This window comes from Bathymodiolus heckerae thiotrophic gill symbiont, from assembly GCF_900128515.1.
Lineage (GTDB): Bacteria > Pseudomonadota > Gammaproteobacteria > PS1 > Pseudothioglobaceae > Thioglobus_A.
Genome location: NZ_FQTP01000041.1, coordinates 1 through 14,748, shown reverse-complemented (window position 1 = coordinate 14,748; position 14,748 = coordinate 1). Strand labels below are relative to the sequence as shown.

At 37.8% G+C, this 14,748-nt stretch carries 31 protein-coding genes; all 31 read right to left on the bottom strand.

Annotation, left to right across the window (positions count from 1 at the left end; genetic code table 11):
• Positions 1 to 293 precede the first annotated feature (293 nt).
• Complete coding sequence (locus BTHERMOSOX_RS06430; RefSeq protein ID WP_138120287.1) at positions 294 to 740, bottom strand: GatB/YqeY domain-containing protein; 447 nt, start codon at positions 738 to 740, stop codon at positions 294 to 296.
• Positions 741 to 811: 71 nt separating this feature from the next.
• Complete coding sequence (gene rpsU / locus BTHERMOSOX_RS06425; protein WP_053951649.1) at positions 812 to 1,027, bottom strand: 30S ribosomal protein S21; 216 nt, start codon at positions 1,025 to 1,027, stop codon at positions 812 to 814.
• Positions 1,028 to 1,038: 11 nt separating this feature from the next.
• Positions 1,039 to 1,434, bottom strand: a complete 396-nt coding sequence (gene rplQ, locus BTHERMOSOX_RS06420; protein WP_138120286.1) for a 50S ribosomal protein L17 — start codon at positions 1,432 to 1,434, stop codon at positions 1,039 to 1,041.
• Positions 1,435 to 1,443: 9 nt separating this feature from the next.
• Positions 1,444 to 2,424 carry a DNA-directed RNA polymerase subunit alpha gene (locus BTHERMOSOX_RS06415; protein ID WP_138120285.1) on the bottom strand — a complete coding sequence of 327 codons (981 nt, stop codon included), beginning with the start codon at positions 2,422 to 2,424 and terminating at the stop codon, positions 1,444 to 1,446.
• 10 nt (positions 2,425 to 2,434) lie between these two features.
• Positions 2,435 to 3,061, bottom strand: a complete 627-nt coding sequence (rpsD, locus tag BTHERMOSOX_RS06410; protein ID WP_138120284.1) for a 30S ribosomal protein S4 — start codon at positions 3,059 to 3,061, stop codon at positions 2,435 to 2,437.
• 9 nt (positions 3,062 to 3,070) lie between these two features.
• Positions 3,071 to 3,454, bottom strand: a complete 384-nt coding sequence (rpsK, locus tag BTHERMOSOX_RS06405; protein ID WP_138120283.1) for a 30S ribosomal protein S11 — start codon at positions 3,452 to 3,454, stop codon at positions 3,071 to 3,073.
• A 15-nt stretch (positions 3,455 to 3,469) separates the two neighbouring features.
• Complete coding sequence (gene rpsM, locus BTHERMOSOX_RS06400) at positions 3,470 to 3,823, bottom strand: 30S ribosomal protein S13 (RefSeq protein ID WP_138120282.1); 354 nt, start codon at positions 3,821 to 3,823, stop codon at positions 3,470 to 3,472.
• 127 nt (positions 3,824 to 3,950) lie between these two features.
• Positions 3,951 to 4,064, bottom strand: a complete 114-nt coding sequence (gene rpmJ, locus BTHERMOSOX_RS06395) for a 50S ribosomal protein L36 (protein ID WP_083502943.1) — start codon at positions 4,062 to 4,064, stop codon at positions 3,951 to 3,953.
• A gap of 15 nt (positions 4,065 to 4,079) precedes the next feature.
• Entirely contained in the window at positions 4,080 to 5,378 is a 1,299-nt protein-coding gene (gene secY, locus BTHERMOSOX_RS06390) for a preprotein translocase subunit SecY (protein ID WP_138120281.1), read from the bottom strand.
• Between the two features lie 4 nt (positions 5,379 to 5,382).
• Entirely contained in the window at positions 5,383 to 5,817 is a 435-nt protein-coding gene (gene rplO, locus BTHERMOSOX_RS06385; RefSeq protein WP_138120280.1) for a 50S ribosomal protein L15, read from the bottom strand.
• A 4-nt stretch (positions 5,818 to 5,821) separates the two neighbouring features.
• Entirely contained in the window at positions 5,822 to 6,055 is a 234-nt protein-coding gene (gene rpmD / locus BTHERMOSOX_RS06380) for a 50S ribosomal protein L30 (protein ID WP_138120279.1), read from the bottom strand.
• On the bottom strand, positions 6,055 to 6,570 hold the full coding sequence (gene rpsE / locus BTHERMOSOX_RS06375) for a 30S ribosomal protein S5 (RefSeq protein ID WP_138120278.1): 516 nt from the start codon (positions 6,568 to 6,570) through the stop codon (positions 6,055 to 6,057). The genes rpmD and rpsE overlap by 1 nt, the downstream gene beginning before the upstream one ends.
• 40 nt (positions 6,571 to 6,610) lie before the next feature.
• Complete coding sequence (gene rplR, locus BTHERMOSOX_RS06370; protein WP_138120277.1) at positions 6,611 to 6,958, bottom strand: 50S ribosomal protein L18; 348 nt, start codon at positions 6,956 to 6,958, stop codon at positions 6,611 to 6,613.
• Positions 6,959 to 6,975: 17 nt separating this feature from the next.
• Entirely contained in the window at positions 6,976 to 7,521 is a 546-nt protein-coding gene (gene rplF, locus BTHERMOSOX_RS06365; protein ID WP_138120276.1) for a 50S ribosomal protein L6, read from the bottom strand.
• 16 nt (positions 7,522 to 7,537) lie between these two features.
• The gene (gene rpsH / locus BTHERMOSOX_RS06360) at positions 7,538 to 7,933 is read right to left on the bottom strand and encodes a 30S ribosomal protein S8 (RefSeq protein WP_138120275.1); all 396 of its coding nucleotides are present in this window, start codon (positions 7,931 to 7,933) and stop codon (positions 7,538 to 7,540) included.
• 11 nt (positions 7,934 to 7,944) lie between these two features.
• Entirely contained in the window at positions 7,945 to 8,250 is a 306-nt protein-coding gene (gene rpsN, locus BTHERMOSOX_RS06355; RefSeq protein ID WP_138120274.1) for a 30S ribosomal protein S14, read from the bottom strand.
• 4 nt (positions 8,251 to 8,254) lie between these two features.
• A complete protein-coding gene (rplE, locus tag BTHERMOSOX_RS06350; RefSeq protein WP_138120273.1) occupies positions 8,255 to 8,794 on the bottom strand; it encodes a 50S ribosomal protein L5 in 540 nt (179 codons plus the stop codon).
• Between the two features lie 20 nt (positions 8,795 to 8,814).
• On the bottom strand, positions 8,815 to 9,126 hold the full coding sequence (rplX, locus tag BTHERMOSOX_RS06345; protein WP_138120272.1) for a 50S ribosomal protein L24: 312 nt from the start codon (positions 9,124 to 9,126) through the stop codon (positions 8,815 to 8,817).
• Complete coding sequence (gene rplN, locus BTHERMOSOX_RS06340) at positions 9,126 to 9,494, bottom strand: 50S ribosomal protein L14 (protein ID WP_138120271.1); 369 nt, start codon at positions 9,492 to 9,494, stop codon at positions 9,126 to 9,128. The genes rplX and rplN overlap by 1 nt, the downstream gene beginning before the upstream one ends.
• Positions 9,495 to 9,518: 24 nt before the next feature.
• A complete protein-coding gene (gene rpsQ / locus BTHERMOSOX_RS06335; RefSeq protein ID WP_138120270.1) occupies positions 9,519 to 9,785 on the bottom strand; it encodes a 30S ribosomal protein S17 in 267 nt (88 codons plus the stop codon).
• Entirely contained in the window at positions 9,782 to 9,970 is a 189-nt protein-coding gene (rpmC, locus tag BTHERMOSOX_RS06330) for a 50S ribosomal protein L29 (RefSeq protein WP_138120269.1), read from the bottom strand. Before rpmC ends, rpsQ begins: the two co-directional genes overlap by 4 nt.
• A complete protein-coding gene (gene rplP, locus BTHERMOSOX_RS06325; protein ID WP_138120268.1) occupies positions 9,970 to 10,380 on the bottom strand; it encodes a 50S ribosomal protein L16 in 411 nt (136 codons plus the stop codon). Before rplP ends, rpmC begins: the two co-directional genes overlap by 1 nt.
• Before the next feature lie 13 nt (positions 10,381 to 10,393).
• Positions 10,394 to 11,086: a 30S ribosomal protein S3 gene (gene rpsC / locus BTHERMOSOX_RS06320; protein WP_138120267.1), complete on the bottom strand. Its 693-nt coding sequence runs from the start codon at positions 11,084 to 11,086 to the stop codon at positions 10,394 to 10,396.
• Between the two features lie 7 nt (positions 11,087 to 11,093).
• Positions 11,094 to 11,426: a 50S ribosomal protein L22 gene (gene rplV / locus BTHERMOSOX_RS06315; protein WP_138120266.1), complete on the bottom strand. Its 333-nt coding sequence runs from the start codon at positions 11,424 to 11,426 to the stop codon at positions 11,094 to 11,096.
• Between the two features lie 14 nt (positions 11,427 to 11,440).
• Positions 11,441 to 11,707 carry a 30S ribosomal protein S19 gene (rpsS, locus tag BTHERMOSOX_RS06310; protein WP_138120265.1) on the bottom strand — a complete coding sequence of 89 codons (267 nt, stop codon included), beginning with the start codon at positions 11,705 to 11,707 and terminating at the stop codon, positions 11,441 to 11,443.
• Between the two features lie 2 nt (positions 11,708 to 11,709).
• Positions 11,710 to 12,540: a 50S ribosomal protein L2 gene (gene rplB, locus BTHERMOSOX_RS06305; protein ID WP_138120264.1), complete on the bottom strand. Its 831-nt coding sequence runs from the start codon at positions 12,538 to 12,540 to the stop codon at positions 11,710 to 11,712.
• A gap of 12 nt (positions 12,541 to 12,552) precedes the next feature.
• Positions 12,553 to 12,843 (bottom strand): 50S ribosomal protein L23, encoded by a 291-nt coding sequence (rplW, locus tag BTHERMOSOX_RS06300; protein ID WP_138120263.1) that lies wholly within the window; start codon positions 12,841 to 12,843, stop codon positions 12,553 to 12,555.
• Positions 12,840 to 13,454 carry a 50S ribosomal protein L4 gene (gene rplD / locus BTHERMOSOX_RS06295; protein WP_138120262.1) on the bottom strand — a complete coding sequence of 205 codons (615 nt, stop codon included), beginning with the start codon at positions 13,452 to 13,454 and terminating at the stop codon, positions 12,840 to 12,842. The genes rplW and rplD overlap by 4 nt, the downstream gene beginning before the upstream one ends.
• Positions 13,455 to 13,463: 9 nt before the next feature.
• Entirely contained in the window at positions 13,464 to 14,189 is a 726-nt protein-coding gene (rplC, locus tag BTHERMOSOX_RS06290; protein WP_138120261.1) for a 50S ribosomal protein L3, read from the bottom strand.
• Between the two features lie 33 nt (positions 14,190 to 14,222).
• A complete protein-coding gene (rpsJ, locus tag BTHERMOSOX_RS06285; protein ID WP_138120260.1) occupies positions 14,223 to 14,534 on the bottom strand; it encodes a 30S ribosomal protein S10 in 312 nt (103 codons plus the stop codon).
• Between the two features lie 87 nt (positions 14,535 to 14,621).
• Positions 14,622 to 14,748 (bottom strand): EF-Tu C-terminal domain-related protein (locus BTHERMOSOX_RS06280; protein WP_488153930.1); only part of this gene is annotated, 127 nt, incomplete at its 5' end.

Below are 14,748 nucleotides of genomic sequence, written 5' to 3'. Positions count from 1 at the left end.
AAAATATGTATTTTTATCAAAAAAAATACCGAAGAAAGCCTGATATTTAAGCAACATTGAGAAGAATGCAGATTGGATAGAAATGAAGATTAACAGCAATCTAAATATCAGACAAACGCATTATATCAAGGTTGTAAACATAGAGATATGGAGGTATTCCTTATTTATTTGAAAGCCAATTTAACAGTCTTCAAACTAAGTAACTGCCAAGATTAAATACCACCATGATAGTATTTAATTTTTTCAGTAGGATGGTTAGATTCTAGCAATAATTTTCATTAGAACAAAAAAGACTAAGAAAGTTTGGAGCGAATTAAACCAGAGATAGTACTCATATCAGCTTTGCCGTTTAATTGAGCTTTTAATAATCCCATAAGTTTACCCATGTCTTGCATAGAAGATGCGTCAGAATCAGCAATAGCTTTATCTACAGCGGCAACAACCTCAGCTTCAGATAGTTGCTCAGGCATGTAAGTATTGATAATAACCAATTCAGCCTCTTCAACTTCTACTAAGTCATCACGACCCGCATCTTTAAATTGCGAAATAGAGTCTTTACGCTGCTTAACCATTTTTTGAATAACAGTCAAAACTTGTGTATCGTCAAGCTCAATACGCTCGTCAACTTCACGCTGTTTAACTGCGCCTAAAACCATGCGTACTGCCTTTAAAGTACCTTTGTCTTTCGCCTTCATAGCGGTTTTCATATCTTCGATAATACGTGCTTTTAGATTGGACATAGTATTGGGTGTTTAAATAAAAAAAAGATAAAAAAATGCGGTTTAACTATAAACCGCATTTTGTGGAATCTTTAGTACATGCGTTTGCGATGTACTCGGTTTTTAGCCATCTCTTTATGAGTGCGCTTAACCGCTGCAGCTTTCATACGCTTGTTAACCCATGTTTGCTTTTCGAAGAATTCTTTCTTACGAACATCAGTAATAACACCGGCTCTGTCGCATGAACGACGGAAGCGTCTAAGGGCGATATCAAATGGTTCGTTCTCTCTTACTTTAATAGAAGGCATATTAGTTTTCCTTATGAATCTGTAGTAGCAGCTTCTGCAGTTGCAGAGCTATCAAAATCAACCAATTGAACAATCGCCATTGGTGCTTTATCGCCAGTACGGAAACCAGCTTTAAGAATACGGATATAACCACCAGGGCGCTCTTTGTAGAATGGACCTAGTTGAGTAAATAATTTTGCAACCATTGCATCATCACGTAACTTAGAAAAAGCATTACGACGATTAGCAACACTATCAGTTTTAGCTTTGGTGATTAATGGTTCAACCACACGACGAAGCTCTTTTGCCTTAGGCAAAGTAGTTCTGATTGTCTCATGCTCAAATAACGAGTTAGCCATGTTTTTAAACATCGCCTTACGGTGAGAAGAGTTACGGTTTAGTTGTCTACCTGACTTTCTATGTCTCATGTTATTTCCTTATTCACTCATTAGATCAACTGGAGGCCAATTAGGAATATCTGTTCCTAAATCAAGACCTTTATCAGTCAACACTTCTTTAATTTCGTTTAATGACTTACGACCTAAGTTAGGCGTTCTCAATAAGTCTTGTTCAGACTTTTGAATTAAATCACCAATGTAGTAGATTTGCTCTGCTTTAAGACAGTTGGCACTACGCACTGTTAATTCTAATTCATCAACCGCTGCCAATAACTGCGGATCAAAATCATCAGATGTTGGTAATACTTCTTCTTCTTCAACTAGCTCAAGCTCAACGAATGAAGATAATTGATCTTGAAGAATTGAAGCAGCACGTTTAATTGCAGTTTCAGCATCAACAGAGCCATTAGTCTCAATAGTCATATTTAGCTTATCAAGGTTAACCTTTTGACCAACACGAGCTGCGTCAACTGTAAAGCTAACACGTGTAATTGGTGAAAAACTAGCATCAAGTTGAATACCGCCAATCGTTGAAACTTCATCAGTACGTGATACAGCAGTATCGTAGCCAACACCAGTTGCGATTTTAAGCGTCATACGAATATGACCGCCATCGTTGATTGTTGCGATAACAAAATCAGGATTGAAAGCAGAAATATCAGTGCTGTTAGCTTCAATATCGGCAACGGTAAGCTCACATGGACCTTTTTTATCAATGACAATTTCAGCAGAATCAGATGTATTTAGCGAAACAGAAACCTCTTTAAGGTTTAAAAGAATGTCTAAAACATCTTCTTGTACACTATCAATGGTTGAATACTCGTGCATTACACCATCAATTGCCACTTCTGTAACAGCTGAACCTGTCATTGAAGATAATAATGTTCTTCTTAGGGCGTTACCTAAGGTGTGACCAAAACCTCTTTCTAATGGCTCAAGAACAACCTTGAACTCGTTAGTGCCTGTCTCTTTAGACTCGACTAGTTTTGGCTTTAAAAAATCTTTTGCGTTACCTTGCATATTAAATTCCTTACTTTGAATACAATTCAACAATCAAATGCTCTTGGATGTCTAAAGATAGATCATCACGTGCAGGAACATTCTTGAATACACCTTTAAGTGCTTTGGTGTCAACATTAATCCACTCAGGTTGATCACCTTGCTCTGCAAGTTCAACCGCTAACTGAATGCGACTTTGTTTTTTAGCTTTCTCACGAATAGAGATTTCATCATTAGCACTCACTTGGTAAGAAGGAATGTTAACGATAGAGCCGTTTACTAAAATTGATTTGTGAGAAACTAGCTGTCTAGATTCTGCACGTGTAGAACCAAAGCCCATACGGTAAACAACGTTGTCTAAACGACACTCAAGTAATGACAATAAGTTTTCACCTGTTGAGCCTTTCTTTTGAGATGCTTTTTTATAGTAAAGACGGAATTGCTTTTCTAATACGCCGTAAATACGTCTAACTTTTTGCTTCTCACGAAGCTGTAAACCGTACTCAGTACCCTTTTGACGACGAGCATTTGCACCGTGTACACCTGGTAGTTGAGTTAACTTACATTTTGAATCTAATGATCTAACACCACTTTTTAGAAATAAGTCCGTGCCTTCGCGACGTGCTAATTTACAAGTTGGTCCAGTATATCTAGCCATAATTTATCCTTATACTCTACGTTTCTTAGAAGGACGACAACCATTATGAGGGATTGGCGTTACATCTGTAATTGATTGAATTTTCAAACCTTGTGCGTTAAGACCACGAATCGCGGAATCTCTACCTGGACCTGGACCTTTAACACGTACTTCAAGATTTTTCATACCAAAAGCAAGCGCTTTTTCACCACAATTTCCAGCAGCAACTTGAGCAGCAAATGGTGTTGATTTTCTTGAACCTCTAAAGCCAGAACCACCAGCAGTTGCCCAACAAACAGCATTACCATGACGATCTGTAATCATAACGATAGTATTGTTAAACGTCGCATGAATATGCGCAATACCATCTGTAATTACTTTTTTAGACTTCTTTTTAATTGGAGCTTTAGCCATAATATATACCTATGATTATTTGATTAAACGACGAGGACCCTTACGAGTTCTTGCGTTTGTTTTAGTTTTTTGACCACGAAGAGGCAACCCTTTTCTATGACGAACGCCGCGGTAACAACCTAAATCTTTCAAGCGTTTAATGTCCATAGCTACTTGACGACGAAGATCACCTTCAACTTCAAATTTGGCTACTTCAGCACGAAGTAATTCAATTTGATCTTCAGGAATCTCAGAAACTTTAGTTGCTGGATTAATTTTTAAATCTTCACAAATCGCTTTTGCTCTTGTATCACCAATACCGAAAATTGCACGTAGCGCAATTACAATGTGTTTGTTTGTTGGAATGTTTATTCCCGCTATTCTAGCCATATTTTTCCTTATACCTTACTTCTTAGTCTTAATTTTGAGCGGTCTTTTTATATTAATTAGACCTTACAAAATTCAAATTTGAAAAACGGGCAATTATACGTTGCGCGCTTAACAATGTCAATCGAAATTAGCCTTGTCTTTGTTTATGACGAGGCTCTTTACAAATTACTCTTACAACGCCATGGCGTTTAATAATTTTACAATTAATACAAATTTTCTTAACAGATGCTCTTACTTTCATGATTGCTACCTTTGGTTATTTGACGCCTGATTTCTTCATTAATGACTCGTACTGATTTGACATTAAATGAGACTGAGCTTGCGCGATAAAATCCATCACCACTACGACGATGATTAGTAAACTGGTACCGCCAAAGTAAAATGGCACGTTCCAATATAAAATTAAAAATTCTGGAAGCAAACATACGGCAGTAATATAAAGCGCGCCTGATGCTGTTAATCTAGACATAACTGAATCAATATAGTCAGCTGAATGTTTACCCGGACGAATACCCGGAATAAATCCACCCGACTTACGTAAATTATCAGCAGTGTCTTTTGAGTCAAATGTTAGCGCTGTATAAAAGAATGTAAAGAACACAATTGCTAAACCATAAAATAAGACGTATAACGGTTGACCCGGAGAAATACTTGCTGTAATATTGGCTAACCAACCCATACCTTCGGTTTGTGAAAACCATCCACCCAAACTTGCAGGAAATAAAATTATAGAAGAGGCAAAGATCGGTGGAATTACACCAGCCATGTTGATCTTTAATGGCAAGTATGAACTTTGACCACCAACCATTTTACGACCCTGCTGACGCTTAGCATAATTAACCGTAATACGGCGCTGCCCTCGTTCCATAAAGACAACAAATGCTGTTACCAATAGAGTCATAGCCAATAAAATTACTACCAGGATAACGGTTAATTCACCCGTTGACACTAACGATAGTGTTGAACCAAACGCTGAAGGTAAACCAGAAACAATACCAGCAAAAATAATCATCGAGATACCATTGCCAATACCTTTTTCTGTAATTTGTTCACCCAGCCACATTAAAAACAGTGTACCTGTTGTTAAGGTTACTACTGTTACCATGCTAAATGTTAGGCCACTTTGAGTTACCAAGGCAACACCACCAGCACTTTGTGACTGCAAAGCAATAGAAATACCGTAAGATTGGAATAACGCAAGTACTACCGTACCCATGCGTGTGTACTGTGTAATTTTACGTTTACCAGTTTCGCCTTCTTTCTTTAACTGCTCCAACTTCGGCACTACTGAGGTCATCAGCGTGATAATAATAGAAGCAGAAATATAAGGCATAATACCTAAGGTAAAGATTGATAAACGTTCCAGTGCACCACCTGAGAACATATTAAACATATCCAAAATTGTGCCTTGCTGATCTTGCACCAAAGACGCTAATGCAGCGCTTGAAATAAATGGAATGGTAATATGTGTACCTAATCTAAAAACGATTAATGCACCCAACAAAAAGAAGATGCGTTTAGATAATTCTTGAGAAAGGCCTAAAGGTTGTGACATAGTATTATTCTGCTACAGAGCCTTTAGCTGCTTCAATAGCAACTTTAGCACCTTTAGTGGCTTTCATACCAATCAAAGTAACTGCACGATTAATTTCACCTGACAACATTACTTTAACACGCTTGATGTTCTTAGTAATTAAATTGTGCTGCTTTAATACGTCAACTGTAATTTCAGTCTCAGTAAGCTTATCAATTTCAGATAACGTCACTTGAGAAGTAATGATAGAAACTCTTGAAGAGAAACCAACTTTCGGAAGACGACGCTGTAAAGGCATTTGACCACCTTCAAAACCTACTTTAGTAGAACCACCAGTACGTGACTTTTGACCTTTATGGCCACGGCCACAAGTTTTACCAAAACCACAACCAATGCCACGGCCTACGCGTTTTCTTAATCTCTTTTCACCTTCATTCGGTGCTAATGTATTTAAAAACATGATCTTAATCCTCTACTTTTAATAGGTATGCAACCTTGTTGATCATGCCTCTAACTAAGGGTGTATCTTCAAGTGTTACTGTATGGTTAATTCTTTTTAAGCCTAAGCCAGTTATCGTCGCACGATGCGAAGGTAGGCGACCAAAATAGCTCTTTAATAGCGTTACCGTTACCGTGTTCTTTTTAGCTGCTGCTTTTTTAGCTGGTGCTTTTTTAACTACTTTCTTTTCATTAGTCATTATGCTTCTCCAGTAATTTGCTCAACAGTTTTTCCACGTTTAGCAGCGACCGTTAAAGGAGATGACATTGAAGTCAACCCTTCGATCGTAGCACGAACAACACTGATTGGGTTACGTGTACCGTTACATTTGGCAAGGATATCATGAACGCCAACCGCTTCAAGAACACTACGCATTGGGCCACCAGCAATAACGCCAGTACCTTCAGATGCAGGTTGCATGTAAACTTTTGCAGCGCCAACATTTGATGTAATTGGATAATGTAGTGTGCCGTTAGTTAATGGTACTAATTTCATCGCTTTACGCGCCTTGTCCATTGCTTTTTGAATTGCCGCAGGAACTTCACGAGCCTTACCCGTACCGTAACCCACTTTACCTTTACCATCACCAACAACAACTAGTGCTGAAAAACCAAAGATACGTCCACCTTTAACTACTTTTACAACACGACGGATATTAACTAATTTTTCAATGTAATCGTCGTCGTTATTATTATTATTTTTATATTCAGCCATTCTTGTCGCCTTTTAATATTGTCTTAGTTGAGGGTAGAGATTAGAACTCTAATCCACCTTCTCTTGCTGCATCTGCTAATGCTTTGATACGACCATGGTATTTGAAACCAGAACGATCAAAAGCCACCTTAATTACCTTAGCCTTTTTAGCAGCTTTAGCGATTTCAGTACCAATTGAGGTTGCTGCATCAACATTACCACCATTTTTAGATTTGTTAGCTAGCGTTGAAGCTGATGCTAAAGTCTTTGTGCCACAGCTACTGATGATCTGTGCATATATATGTACAGAAGTTTTGTGGACACATAAACGAGCAGTATCTTTACTAGCGTGCTTAGCTCTAAATTTTGTTGCTCTTCTTAAACGAGCTTCTTTTTTTGTAAGTTTCATTTTGAATACCTAATCAATTATTTCTTCTTAGCTTCTTTACGAACAACATGCTCATCCGTGTAACGAACACCCTTACCTTTATAAGGCTCTGGCGGACGGAAAGCTCTGATTTCAGCTGCTACTTGGCCTACTGTCTGTTTGTTCATACCTTTAACAACAATCTCAGTTTGAGAAGGTGTTTCAACGGTAATTCCTTCTGGCAATGCATAAACTACCGGATGAGAAAAACCTAATGTTAAATCTAGTGCTTTACCCATTGCCTTAGCACGGTAACCAACACCAATTAAACTTAATTTTTTTTCCCAACCCGCTGATACACCTTGAATAAGATTTGCAGTATTAGCTCTTGCGGTACCTGCTTGAGCCCAAGCACCTTTAATTGCTTTTTTCTCAAGTTTAATAATATCAAAGGTAATAACATTGTCATTTATTTGAATATCAACCGTATGGTGTACATCCATTGATAATTGACCTAACTTACCTTTAACTGTCATTACTGAACCAGCCATAGATACTTCAGTACCACTTTCAATAGTAATTGGTGATTTTGCTACTCTAGACATATAATCTCTCCACTATTTAGTAAATGCTACACAAAACTTCACCACCCACATTTTGGGCTGATGCGGATTGTCCAGTCATCACACCCTTAGGTGTAGAAACAATAACAATACCTAGACCATTCATCACACTTGGCATTTCAGTACTAGAAACATACACTCTTAAACTAGGCTTAGAGATACGCTTTAACGCTTCAATTACCGGCTTATTTTCATAGTACTTAAGCTTGATTGATAATGTTTTAACGGCTTTTTCACCTTCAACAGAAAATGACTCAATAAAACCTTCTTGCTGCATCACACTTGCGATTGCAGATTTTAAATTTGATGCTGGAATGCTAACTTCCTTCTTCTCAACCATTTGTGCGTTGCGAATGCGCGTTAACATATCAGCGATAGGATCTGACATACTCATATTATTTCTCCTTACCAGCTTGCTTTAGATAAACCTGGAACTTCACCATTCATAGTGCGTTCTCTTAGTTTAGTTCTAGACAAACCAAACTTACGGTAAAAACCATGTGGACGACCAGTCAAACCACAACGACTACGTTGGCGAGTTGGTGATGCATCACGTGGAAGTGCTTGCAACTTAATAGTTGCTTGGAAACGCTCTTCATCAGAAGCGGTCACACTCTTAATAATTTTCTTCAATTCAAGACGCTTAACTTTGTATTTTTCAACAAGTTTTGTGCGTTTGATATCTCTATTTATCATAGACTTTTTAGCCATTTTCTTATCCTTTAAATGGGAATTTAAACATTGCCAATAGTTTCTTAGCGTCATCATCAGAAGCAGCTGAAGTCGTGATTGCAATATCCATGCCACGAGTTCTAGTTACTTTTTCAAAATCGATTTCAGCAAAAGTGATTTGCTCAGTAATACCCATGTTGTAGTTACCACGACCATCAAAAGATGTCGCTTTCAAACCACGAAAATCACGGATACGAGGAATAGCAACGTTAACTAAACGATCAAGGAATTCATACATCTTTTCCTTACGTAAAGTAACTTTACAACCAATTGCATTACCCTCTCTAATTTTAAAACTTGCAACTGATTTACGAGCATTACAGGTTAAAGGCTTTTGACCAGCAATAAGACCCATTTCCTCTAATGCACTTTGCAACACTTTTTTATCACCTAAAGCACTACCAAGACCCATATTAATGGTGATCTTTTCAATTTTTGGTACTGCCATTGGGTTAGAAAGTCCAAGCTCTTTTTGTAGAGCTGGCTTAATAACGTTTGTATATTCTTCTTGTAATCTAGACACGGTTTATTTCCTTAACTTGCTCAAACGATTGAATCGCCGTTTGATTTAAAAAATCTTTCCTTTTTGCCGTCTTTGTCAGTACGAATACCAACTCTATCAGCTTTATTTGTTTTTGGGTTTAGAATCGCAACATTTGAAACAGCCAAAGGCATTTCAGTGTCAACAATGCCACCTGTAACACCCGCATTTGGGTTTGGCTTAACATGCTTTTTAGCGATGTTTTTACCTTCAACAATAACTTTGTTATCTAACACTTTAGTAATCGTACCAGTAGAGCCTTTGTCCTTGCCAGCAATGATGATTACTTCATCGTTCATTTTAATTTTTTGCATTATAGAACCTCAGGAGCTAAAGACACAATTTTCATAAATTTCTTATTACGTAATTCACGAGTAACAGGGCCAAAGATACGAGTTCCTACTGGCTCAAGTTTTGTATTTAATAATACAATTGCATTGTTATCAAAACGAATACGTGATCCATCGGCGCGACGAACGCCATGAGCTGTACGAACTACAACCGCATCATATACATCACCTTTCTTAACTTTACCACGTGGAGATGCTTCTTTAATACTTACCTTGATAACGTCACCGATACCAGCGTAACGACGCTTAGAACCACCTAAAACTTTAATACACATAGCCTTTACACCACCACTGTTATCAGCAACGAAAAGTTTTGTTTGCATTTGAATCATGTCTTACTCTCTTTAAATTTGATATTAATCAATTGAAACTGATTTCTCAACCACTTCAAGTAATGCCCAATGTTTGGTTTTTGAAAATGGCTTAGATTCCACCACTCTCACTGTATCGCCCATTGAACATTCGTTCTTTTCATCATGAGCGTGAACTTTAGTACTACGCTTGATGTATTTCTTGTAAATAGGGTGTCTAACTTTGCGTTCAATTAGAACAGCAATCGTCTTATCACGACCAGCACTTACAACCGTACCTGTTAGTACGCGTTCTACTTTATTATCACTCATGCTTGTTTCTCTTTAATAATAGTTTTAACTTGTGCAATAGATCTCTTAGTTTTACCTAATTTAGAGTTATCATCTAATTGCGCACTACGGTGCTGCATACGCAACTCAAAGTGTTCTTTCAAAAGCGTCATTAACGTTTCGTTTAGTGTTGAGATATCTTGATCTCTTAATGCTTTAATATCCATTACATTATCGTCCTTTTAATAACCTTAGTACTTACAGGTAGTTTTGCCGCTGCAAGCTTAAATGCTTCAATAGCAACTTCTTCATCAACACCCTGCATTTCAAATAACATTTGACCTGGTTTAATTTGCGCTACCCAATACTCAACACTACCTTTACCTTTACCCATTCGAACTTCTAATGGTTTTTTAGTAATTGGCTTGTCCGGGAATACACGAATCCAAATCTTGCCTTGACGCTTGACGTGACGAGTCATTGCACGACGTGCAGACTCAATCTGTCTTGCAGTCATACGACATCTACCAGTCGCCTGAAGGCCGATTTCACCAAAACTAACCTTATGGCCAGTTGCTAGGCCGCGATTACGGCCTTTCATCATTTTTCTAAATTTTGTACGTTTAGGTTGTAACATTTCTCAATCCTTATTACTTCTTACCGATTTGATTTGTAGCACCTCGACGAGCAACCTCATCTAATGTACCTTTCTTATGGTCAAGAATTTCACCCTTAAAGATCCAAACTTTAATACCAATCACACCATACTGAGTGTTTGCACCATAACTGGCATAATCAACATCAGCTCTAAATGTGTGTAATGGAACACGACCTTCACGGTACCATTCTGAACGAGCAATTTCTGCACCGTTCAAACGACCACCAACCATAACTTTAATACCTTGAGCACCTAGACGTGTTGCATTACCTAATACACGCTTAACTGCACGACGATACATAACACGCTTTTCTAATTGTTGAGCGATATTCTCAGCAACCAACCGCGCATCTAGCTCTGGCTTTTTAATTTCTTCAATATTAATATGAACTGGAATACCCATCATTTTAGAAACAGTTGTTTTTAACTGTTCAATATCAGCACCCTTCTTACCAATAACAATACCTGGGCGAGCCGTATGAATTGTTACCTTAGCGTTATTCGCTAGGCGCTCAATTTGTACACGACTTACCGAAGCAGAGCTTAATTTCTCGAATAAGAAATCTCTTACTGCAATATCAGATAATAAAAATTTTGGGTAATCTTGAGAATTGGCATACCATTTTGAATCCCAATCTTTAACAATACCTAATCTAATACCTTTTGGATTTACTTTTTGACCCATATTAAACCTACTTGCTTACGCCAACAGTAATGTGGCTTGTTCTTTTTAAAATTCTGTTTGCACGACCTTTAGCTCTAGGACGAATTCTCTTCATCGTTGAACCAGCGTCAATATAAACACTACTTACTTTTAACTCATCAATATCAAGACCATCATTATGTTCAGCATTAGAAATAGCTGAATTTAATACTTTTTTAAGTAATTTTGCAGCCCCTTTATTGCTAAAAGATAGGATGTTCAATGCATCTTCAACAGATCTATTACGAATCTGATCTGCAACTAGTCTCACCTTAAAAGGTGACCCCTTTGCATATTTGTGTATAGCTTTAACTTCTTTCATGTTATTCACCTATATTATTTACGGTCAGCTGTGTGACCAGTAAAAGTTCTAGTTAAAGCAAATTCACCTAACTTATGACCAATCATTTGTTCTGTAATAGATACAGGAACATGTGCTCTGCCGTTATGAACTGCAATTGTTAAACCAATCATCTCAGGTACGATTACTGAGCGACGAGACCAAGTTTTAATTGGTTTTCTGTCGTTGTTTTCTTGAGCAGTTAAAACTTTTTTAATTAAATGCTCGTCAACAAATGGTCCTTTTCTTAATGATCTAGCCATGATTAACCCTTATTTCTGCGACGTACGATAAACTTATCAGTACGCTTATTACTACGTGTCTTATAACCTTTAGTCGGTGTACCCCAAGGAGAAACAGGATGACGACCACCACTAGTTTTACCTTCACCACCACCATGTGGGTGATCAACCGGGTTCATTACAACACCACGAACGGTTGGTCTAACACCTCTCCAGCGAGAAGCGCCCGCTTTACCTAATTTTCTTAAACTGTGCTCAGATTTAGATACTTCGCCAATAGTCGCACGACATTCAGTTAATACTTTACGAACTTCACCAGAACGCAATCTAAGTGTTACATACTTGCCTTCTTTCGCAATTAACTGCGCAGAAGTGCCAGCACTACGTGCAATTTGAGCACCTTTCTTAGGCTGAAGCTCAATACAATGAATCACACTACCTAAAGGAATGTTAGCCAAAGGCATAACATTGCCCGTTTGAATTGCAACCGCTGCACCAGAAACGACCGTATCACCTGCATTTAAACCCTTAGGGGCAATAATATAGCGACGTTCACCGTCTGCATATAATACTAATGCAATGTTAGCACTACGGTTTGGATCATATTCCAAACGTTCTACACGTGCAGTAATATCATCTTTGTTACGCTTAAAGTCAATAATACGATAACGGCGCTTATGGCCACCGCCTTTATGACGTGTTGTAATACGACCAGCGTTATTACGTCCACTAATTCTGTTTTTGCTTTGCGTTAACGGTGCATAAGGTGCGCCTTTATGTAGATCTTTATCTACAATGCTAACTACAAATCTTCTACCTGGTGAGGTTGGTTTTCTTTTAATTACTTGTGCCATAATAAAATCTCTTTAAGATGCGCTAACGTCAATCATTTGGCCTTCAGACACTTTTACCATTGCCTTTTTCCAATTAATACGACGACCAATTTTGCCTTTAAATACTTTCTTCTTGCCTTTAACAATTGAAGTTGTAACGTTTTCAACTGTAACGCCGAATAATAATTCTACAGCAGCCTTAACTTCTTTCTTATTGCTATCAATACGCACTTTAAATGCATAGTAATTTTGAGCAGACAACATAGCTGTCTTTTCAGACACGATTGGTGCCAATAAGGTTTTTAATACTTTTTCTTGATTCATAACATTGCCTCAATTTTCTTCAATGCAGCTTGCGTAACAACAACATTTTTGTAACCAATTAGGCTAACTGGATCAATGCTTTGAGTGTCACAAACACCGACATGGTATAAGTTACGAGCAGATAAGTATAAGTTCTCGTTCAACTCGTCTGTCATTAATAAAGCATCTGTAACATCTAGCGCTTTAAGGATGCTAGTAATATTTTTTGTTTTTGCTTCTTTAACATCAAAGTTGTTAACAACTTTTAAACGATCAGTACGTGCCAATTCAGAAAAAATAATTGAAATTGCACCTTTGTACATTTTCTTGTTAACTTTTTGAGCATAACTACGAGGTTGCGCAGCAAATGTAACACCACCTGAGCGCCAAATTGGTCCACGTGAAGTACCTGCACGAGCTCGGCCGGTACCTTTTTGATTCCATGGTTTCTTACCACCACCACTAACTGCTGCACGATTTTTCTGAGCTTTAGAACCCTGACGTCCACCAGCCATGTAAGCTGTTGTAATTTGATGAACCAATGACTGGTTATATTCTCTTGCAAAAATAGTATCAGCTACTTCTGTCGTAGTTGACTTGTTTGTGCTTATATTTAATACTTTTAATTTCATCTTAAAACCTTACGCTTCTGTAGATTCTGCAGAATCATTCGCTGCATTATCTTGAATATTTTTAGTGACAACAACGTTAAGCTTGTCTTTCTTAGGAGACAATGAAACTTTAACAAAACCTGTTGTAGCGCCAGGAATTGAACCTTTAACTAAAATAACATTTTTATCACTGTCAACTTTAACAATCTCTAAACACTCTTGTGTAACCTGCTCATCACCCATGTGACCAGCCATCTTCTTACCTTTAAATACGCGACCAGGCTCTTGACACTGACCAGTAGAACCAATTGCTCTGTGAGAAACTGAGTTACCATGTGTTGCATCTTGCATCTGGAAGTTATGACGCTTAACACCACCTTGGAAACCTTTACCTTTAGATTGGCCAGTTACATCAACGTAATGTCCAGCACCAAAGATTGAGATATCGAAACTAGTTGCATCATTAATTTCATTTGCATCCGCTCTAAATTCCCAAAGACCTAAACCAATTTCTTGAGATGCTTTTGCATAATGACCCTTGATTGCAGCAGGTACGCGACGTACTTTAGCTTCACCTTTTTTGTTCACTTTAGCACCTGTCGTTACTTGTACAGCACTATAGCCGTCAACTTCAAGTGTTCTTGTTTGAACAACACGATTAGGTTCAATTTTAATAACGCTTACCGGCGTGGCAGTGCCATCGTCGTTTATTAAACGCGTCATACCTAATTTTTGTCCTACTAAACCAATTGCCATGATCTTATTCCTAATTTATTTATATCTTACTGTCTAGTTAAGCTTAATTGCTACATCGACGCCAGCCGCTAAATCTAACTTCATCAAAGCATCTACAGTCTTATCTGTAGGGCTAATAACGTCCATTAATCTAACGTATGTTCTTAATTCGTACTGATCTCTCGCTTTCTTATTTACGTGAGGAGAAGTCAATACAGTGAAACGCTCTTTCTTAGTTGGAAGAGGAATTGGACCTCTAACACTAGCACCAGTACGCTTAGCTGTTTCTACAATCTCAAGCGCTGATTTGTCGATTAAACGATGATCAAATGCTTTTAACTTAATTCTAATATTTTGATTGCCCATGTGTTTTTATCCTATCTGTTTGCTTTGCAAACTTCTCGTCGAAAAAGCGAAGATTATACAATAATTCTTCGACCTCTATTTAACTATTTAATCCGTAACTTTAGCAACAACGCCCGCACCTACTGTACGACCACCTTCTCTAATTGCGAATCTTAAACCATCTTCCATTGCGATTGGTGATAGAAGCTCTACTTGCATCTTCACGTTATCGCCT

Bases quoted from the DNA above. Each gene is read 5' to 3' on its own strand.
- BTHERMOSOX_RS06430 (WP_138120287.1), bottom strand. From the start codon at position 740: ATGTCCAATCTAAAAGCACGTATTATCGAAGATATGAAAACCGCTATG.
- rpsU (WP_053951649.1), bottom strand. From the start codon at position 1,027: ATGCCTTCTATTAAAGTAAGAGAGAACGAACCATTTGATATCGCCCTT.
- rplQ (WP_138120286.1), bottom strand. From the start codon at position 1,434: ATGAGACATAGAAAGTCAGGTAGACAACTAAACCGTAACTCTTCTCAC.
- BTHERMOSOX_RS06415 (WP_138120285.1), bottom strand. From the start codon at position 2,424: ATGCAAGGTAACGCAAAAGATTTTTTAAAGCCAAAACTAGTCGAGTCT.
- rpsD (WP_138120284.1), bottom strand. From the start codon at position 3,061: ATGGCTAGATATACTGGACCAACTTGTAAATTAGCACGTCGCGAAGGC.
- rpsK (WP_138120283.1), bottom strand. From the start codon at position 3,454: ATGGCTAAAGCTCCAATTAAAAAGAAGTCTAAAAAAGTAATTACAGAT.
- rpsM (WP_138120282.1), bottom strand. From the start codon at position 3,823: ATGGCTAGAATAGCGGGAATAAACATTCCAACAAACAAACACATTGTA.
- rpmJ (WP_083502943.1), bottom strand. From the start codon at position 4,064: ATGAAAGTAAGAGCATCTGTTAAGAAAATTTGTATTAATTGTAAAATT.
- secY (WP_138120281.1), bottom strand. From the start codon at position 5,378: ATGTCACAACCTTTAGGCCTTTCTCAAGAATTATCTAAACGCATCTTC.
- rplO (WP_138120280.1), bottom strand. From the start codon at position 5,817: ATGTTTTTAAATACATTAGCACCGAATGAAGGTGAAAAGAGATTAAGA.
- rpmD (WP_138120279.1), bottom strand. From the start codon at position 6,055: ATGACTAATGAAAAGAAAGTAGTTAAAAAAGCACCAGCTAAAAAAGCA.
- rpsE (WP_138120278.1), bottom strand. From the start codon at position 6,570: ATGGCTGAATATAAAAATAATAATAATAACGACGACGATTACATTGAA.
- rplR (WP_138120277.1), bottom strand. From the start codon at position 6,958: ATGAAACTTACAAAAAAAGAAGCTCGTTTAAGAAGAGCAACAAAATTT.
- rplF (WP_138120276.1), bottom strand. From the start codon at position 7,521: ATGTCTAGAGTAGCAAAATCACCAATTACTATTGAAAGTGGTACTGAA.
- rpsH (WP_138120275.1), bottom strand. From the start codon at position 7,933: ATGAGTATGTCAGATCCTATCGCTGATATGTTAACGCGCATTCGCAAC.
- rpsN (WP_138120274.1), bottom strand. From the start codon at position 8,250: ATGGCTAAAAAGTCTATGATAAATAGAGATATCAAACGCACAAAACTT.
- rplX (WP_138120272.1), bottom strand. From the start codon at position 9,126: ATGCAAAAAATTAAAATGAACGATGAAGTAATCATCATTGCTGGCAAG.
- rplN (WP_138120271.1), bottom strand. From the start codon at position 9,494: ATGATTCAAATGCAAACAAAACTTTTCGTTGCTGATAACAGTGGTGGT.
- rpsQ (WP_138120270.1), bottom strand. From the start codon at position 9,785: ATGAGTGATAATAAAGTAGAACGCGTACTAACAGGTACGGTTGTAAGT.
- rpmC (WP_138120269.1), bottom strand. From the start codon at position 9,970: ATGGATATTAAAGCATTAAGAGATCAAGATATCTCAACACTAAACGAA.
- rplP (WP_138120268.1), bottom strand. From the start codon at position 10,380: ATGTTACAACCTAAACGTACAAAATTTAGAAAAATGATGAAAGGCCGT.
- rpsC (WP_138120267.1), bottom strand. From the start codon at position 11,086: ATGGGTCAAAAAGTAAATCCAAAAGGTATTAGATTAGGTATTGTTAAA.
- rplV (WP_138120266.1), bottom strand. From the start codon at position 11,426: ATGAAAGAAGTTAAAGCTATACACAAATATGCAAAGGGGTCACCTTTT.
- rpsS (WP_138120265.1), bottom strand. From the start codon at position 11,707: ATGGCTAGATCATTAAGAAAAGGACCATTTGTTGACGAGCATTTAATT.
- rplB (WP_138120264.1), bottom strand. From the start codon at position 12,540: ATGGCACAAGTAATTAAAAGAAAACCAACCTCACCAGGTAGAAGATTT.
- rplW (WP_138120263.1), bottom strand. From the start codon at position 12,843: ATGAATCAAGAAAAAGTATTAAAAACCTTATTGGCACCAATCGTGTCT.
- rplD (WP_138120262.1), bottom strand. From the start codon at position 13,454: ATGAAATTAAAAGTATTAAATATAAGCACAAACAAGTCAACTACGACA.
- rplC (WP_138120261.1), bottom strand. From the start codon at position 14,189: ATGGCAATTGGTTTAGTAGGACAAAAATTAGGTATGACGCGTTTAATA.
- rpsJ (WP_138120260.1), bottom strand. From the start codon at position 14,534: ATGGGCAATCAAAATATTAGAATTAAGTTAAAAGCATTTGATCATCGT.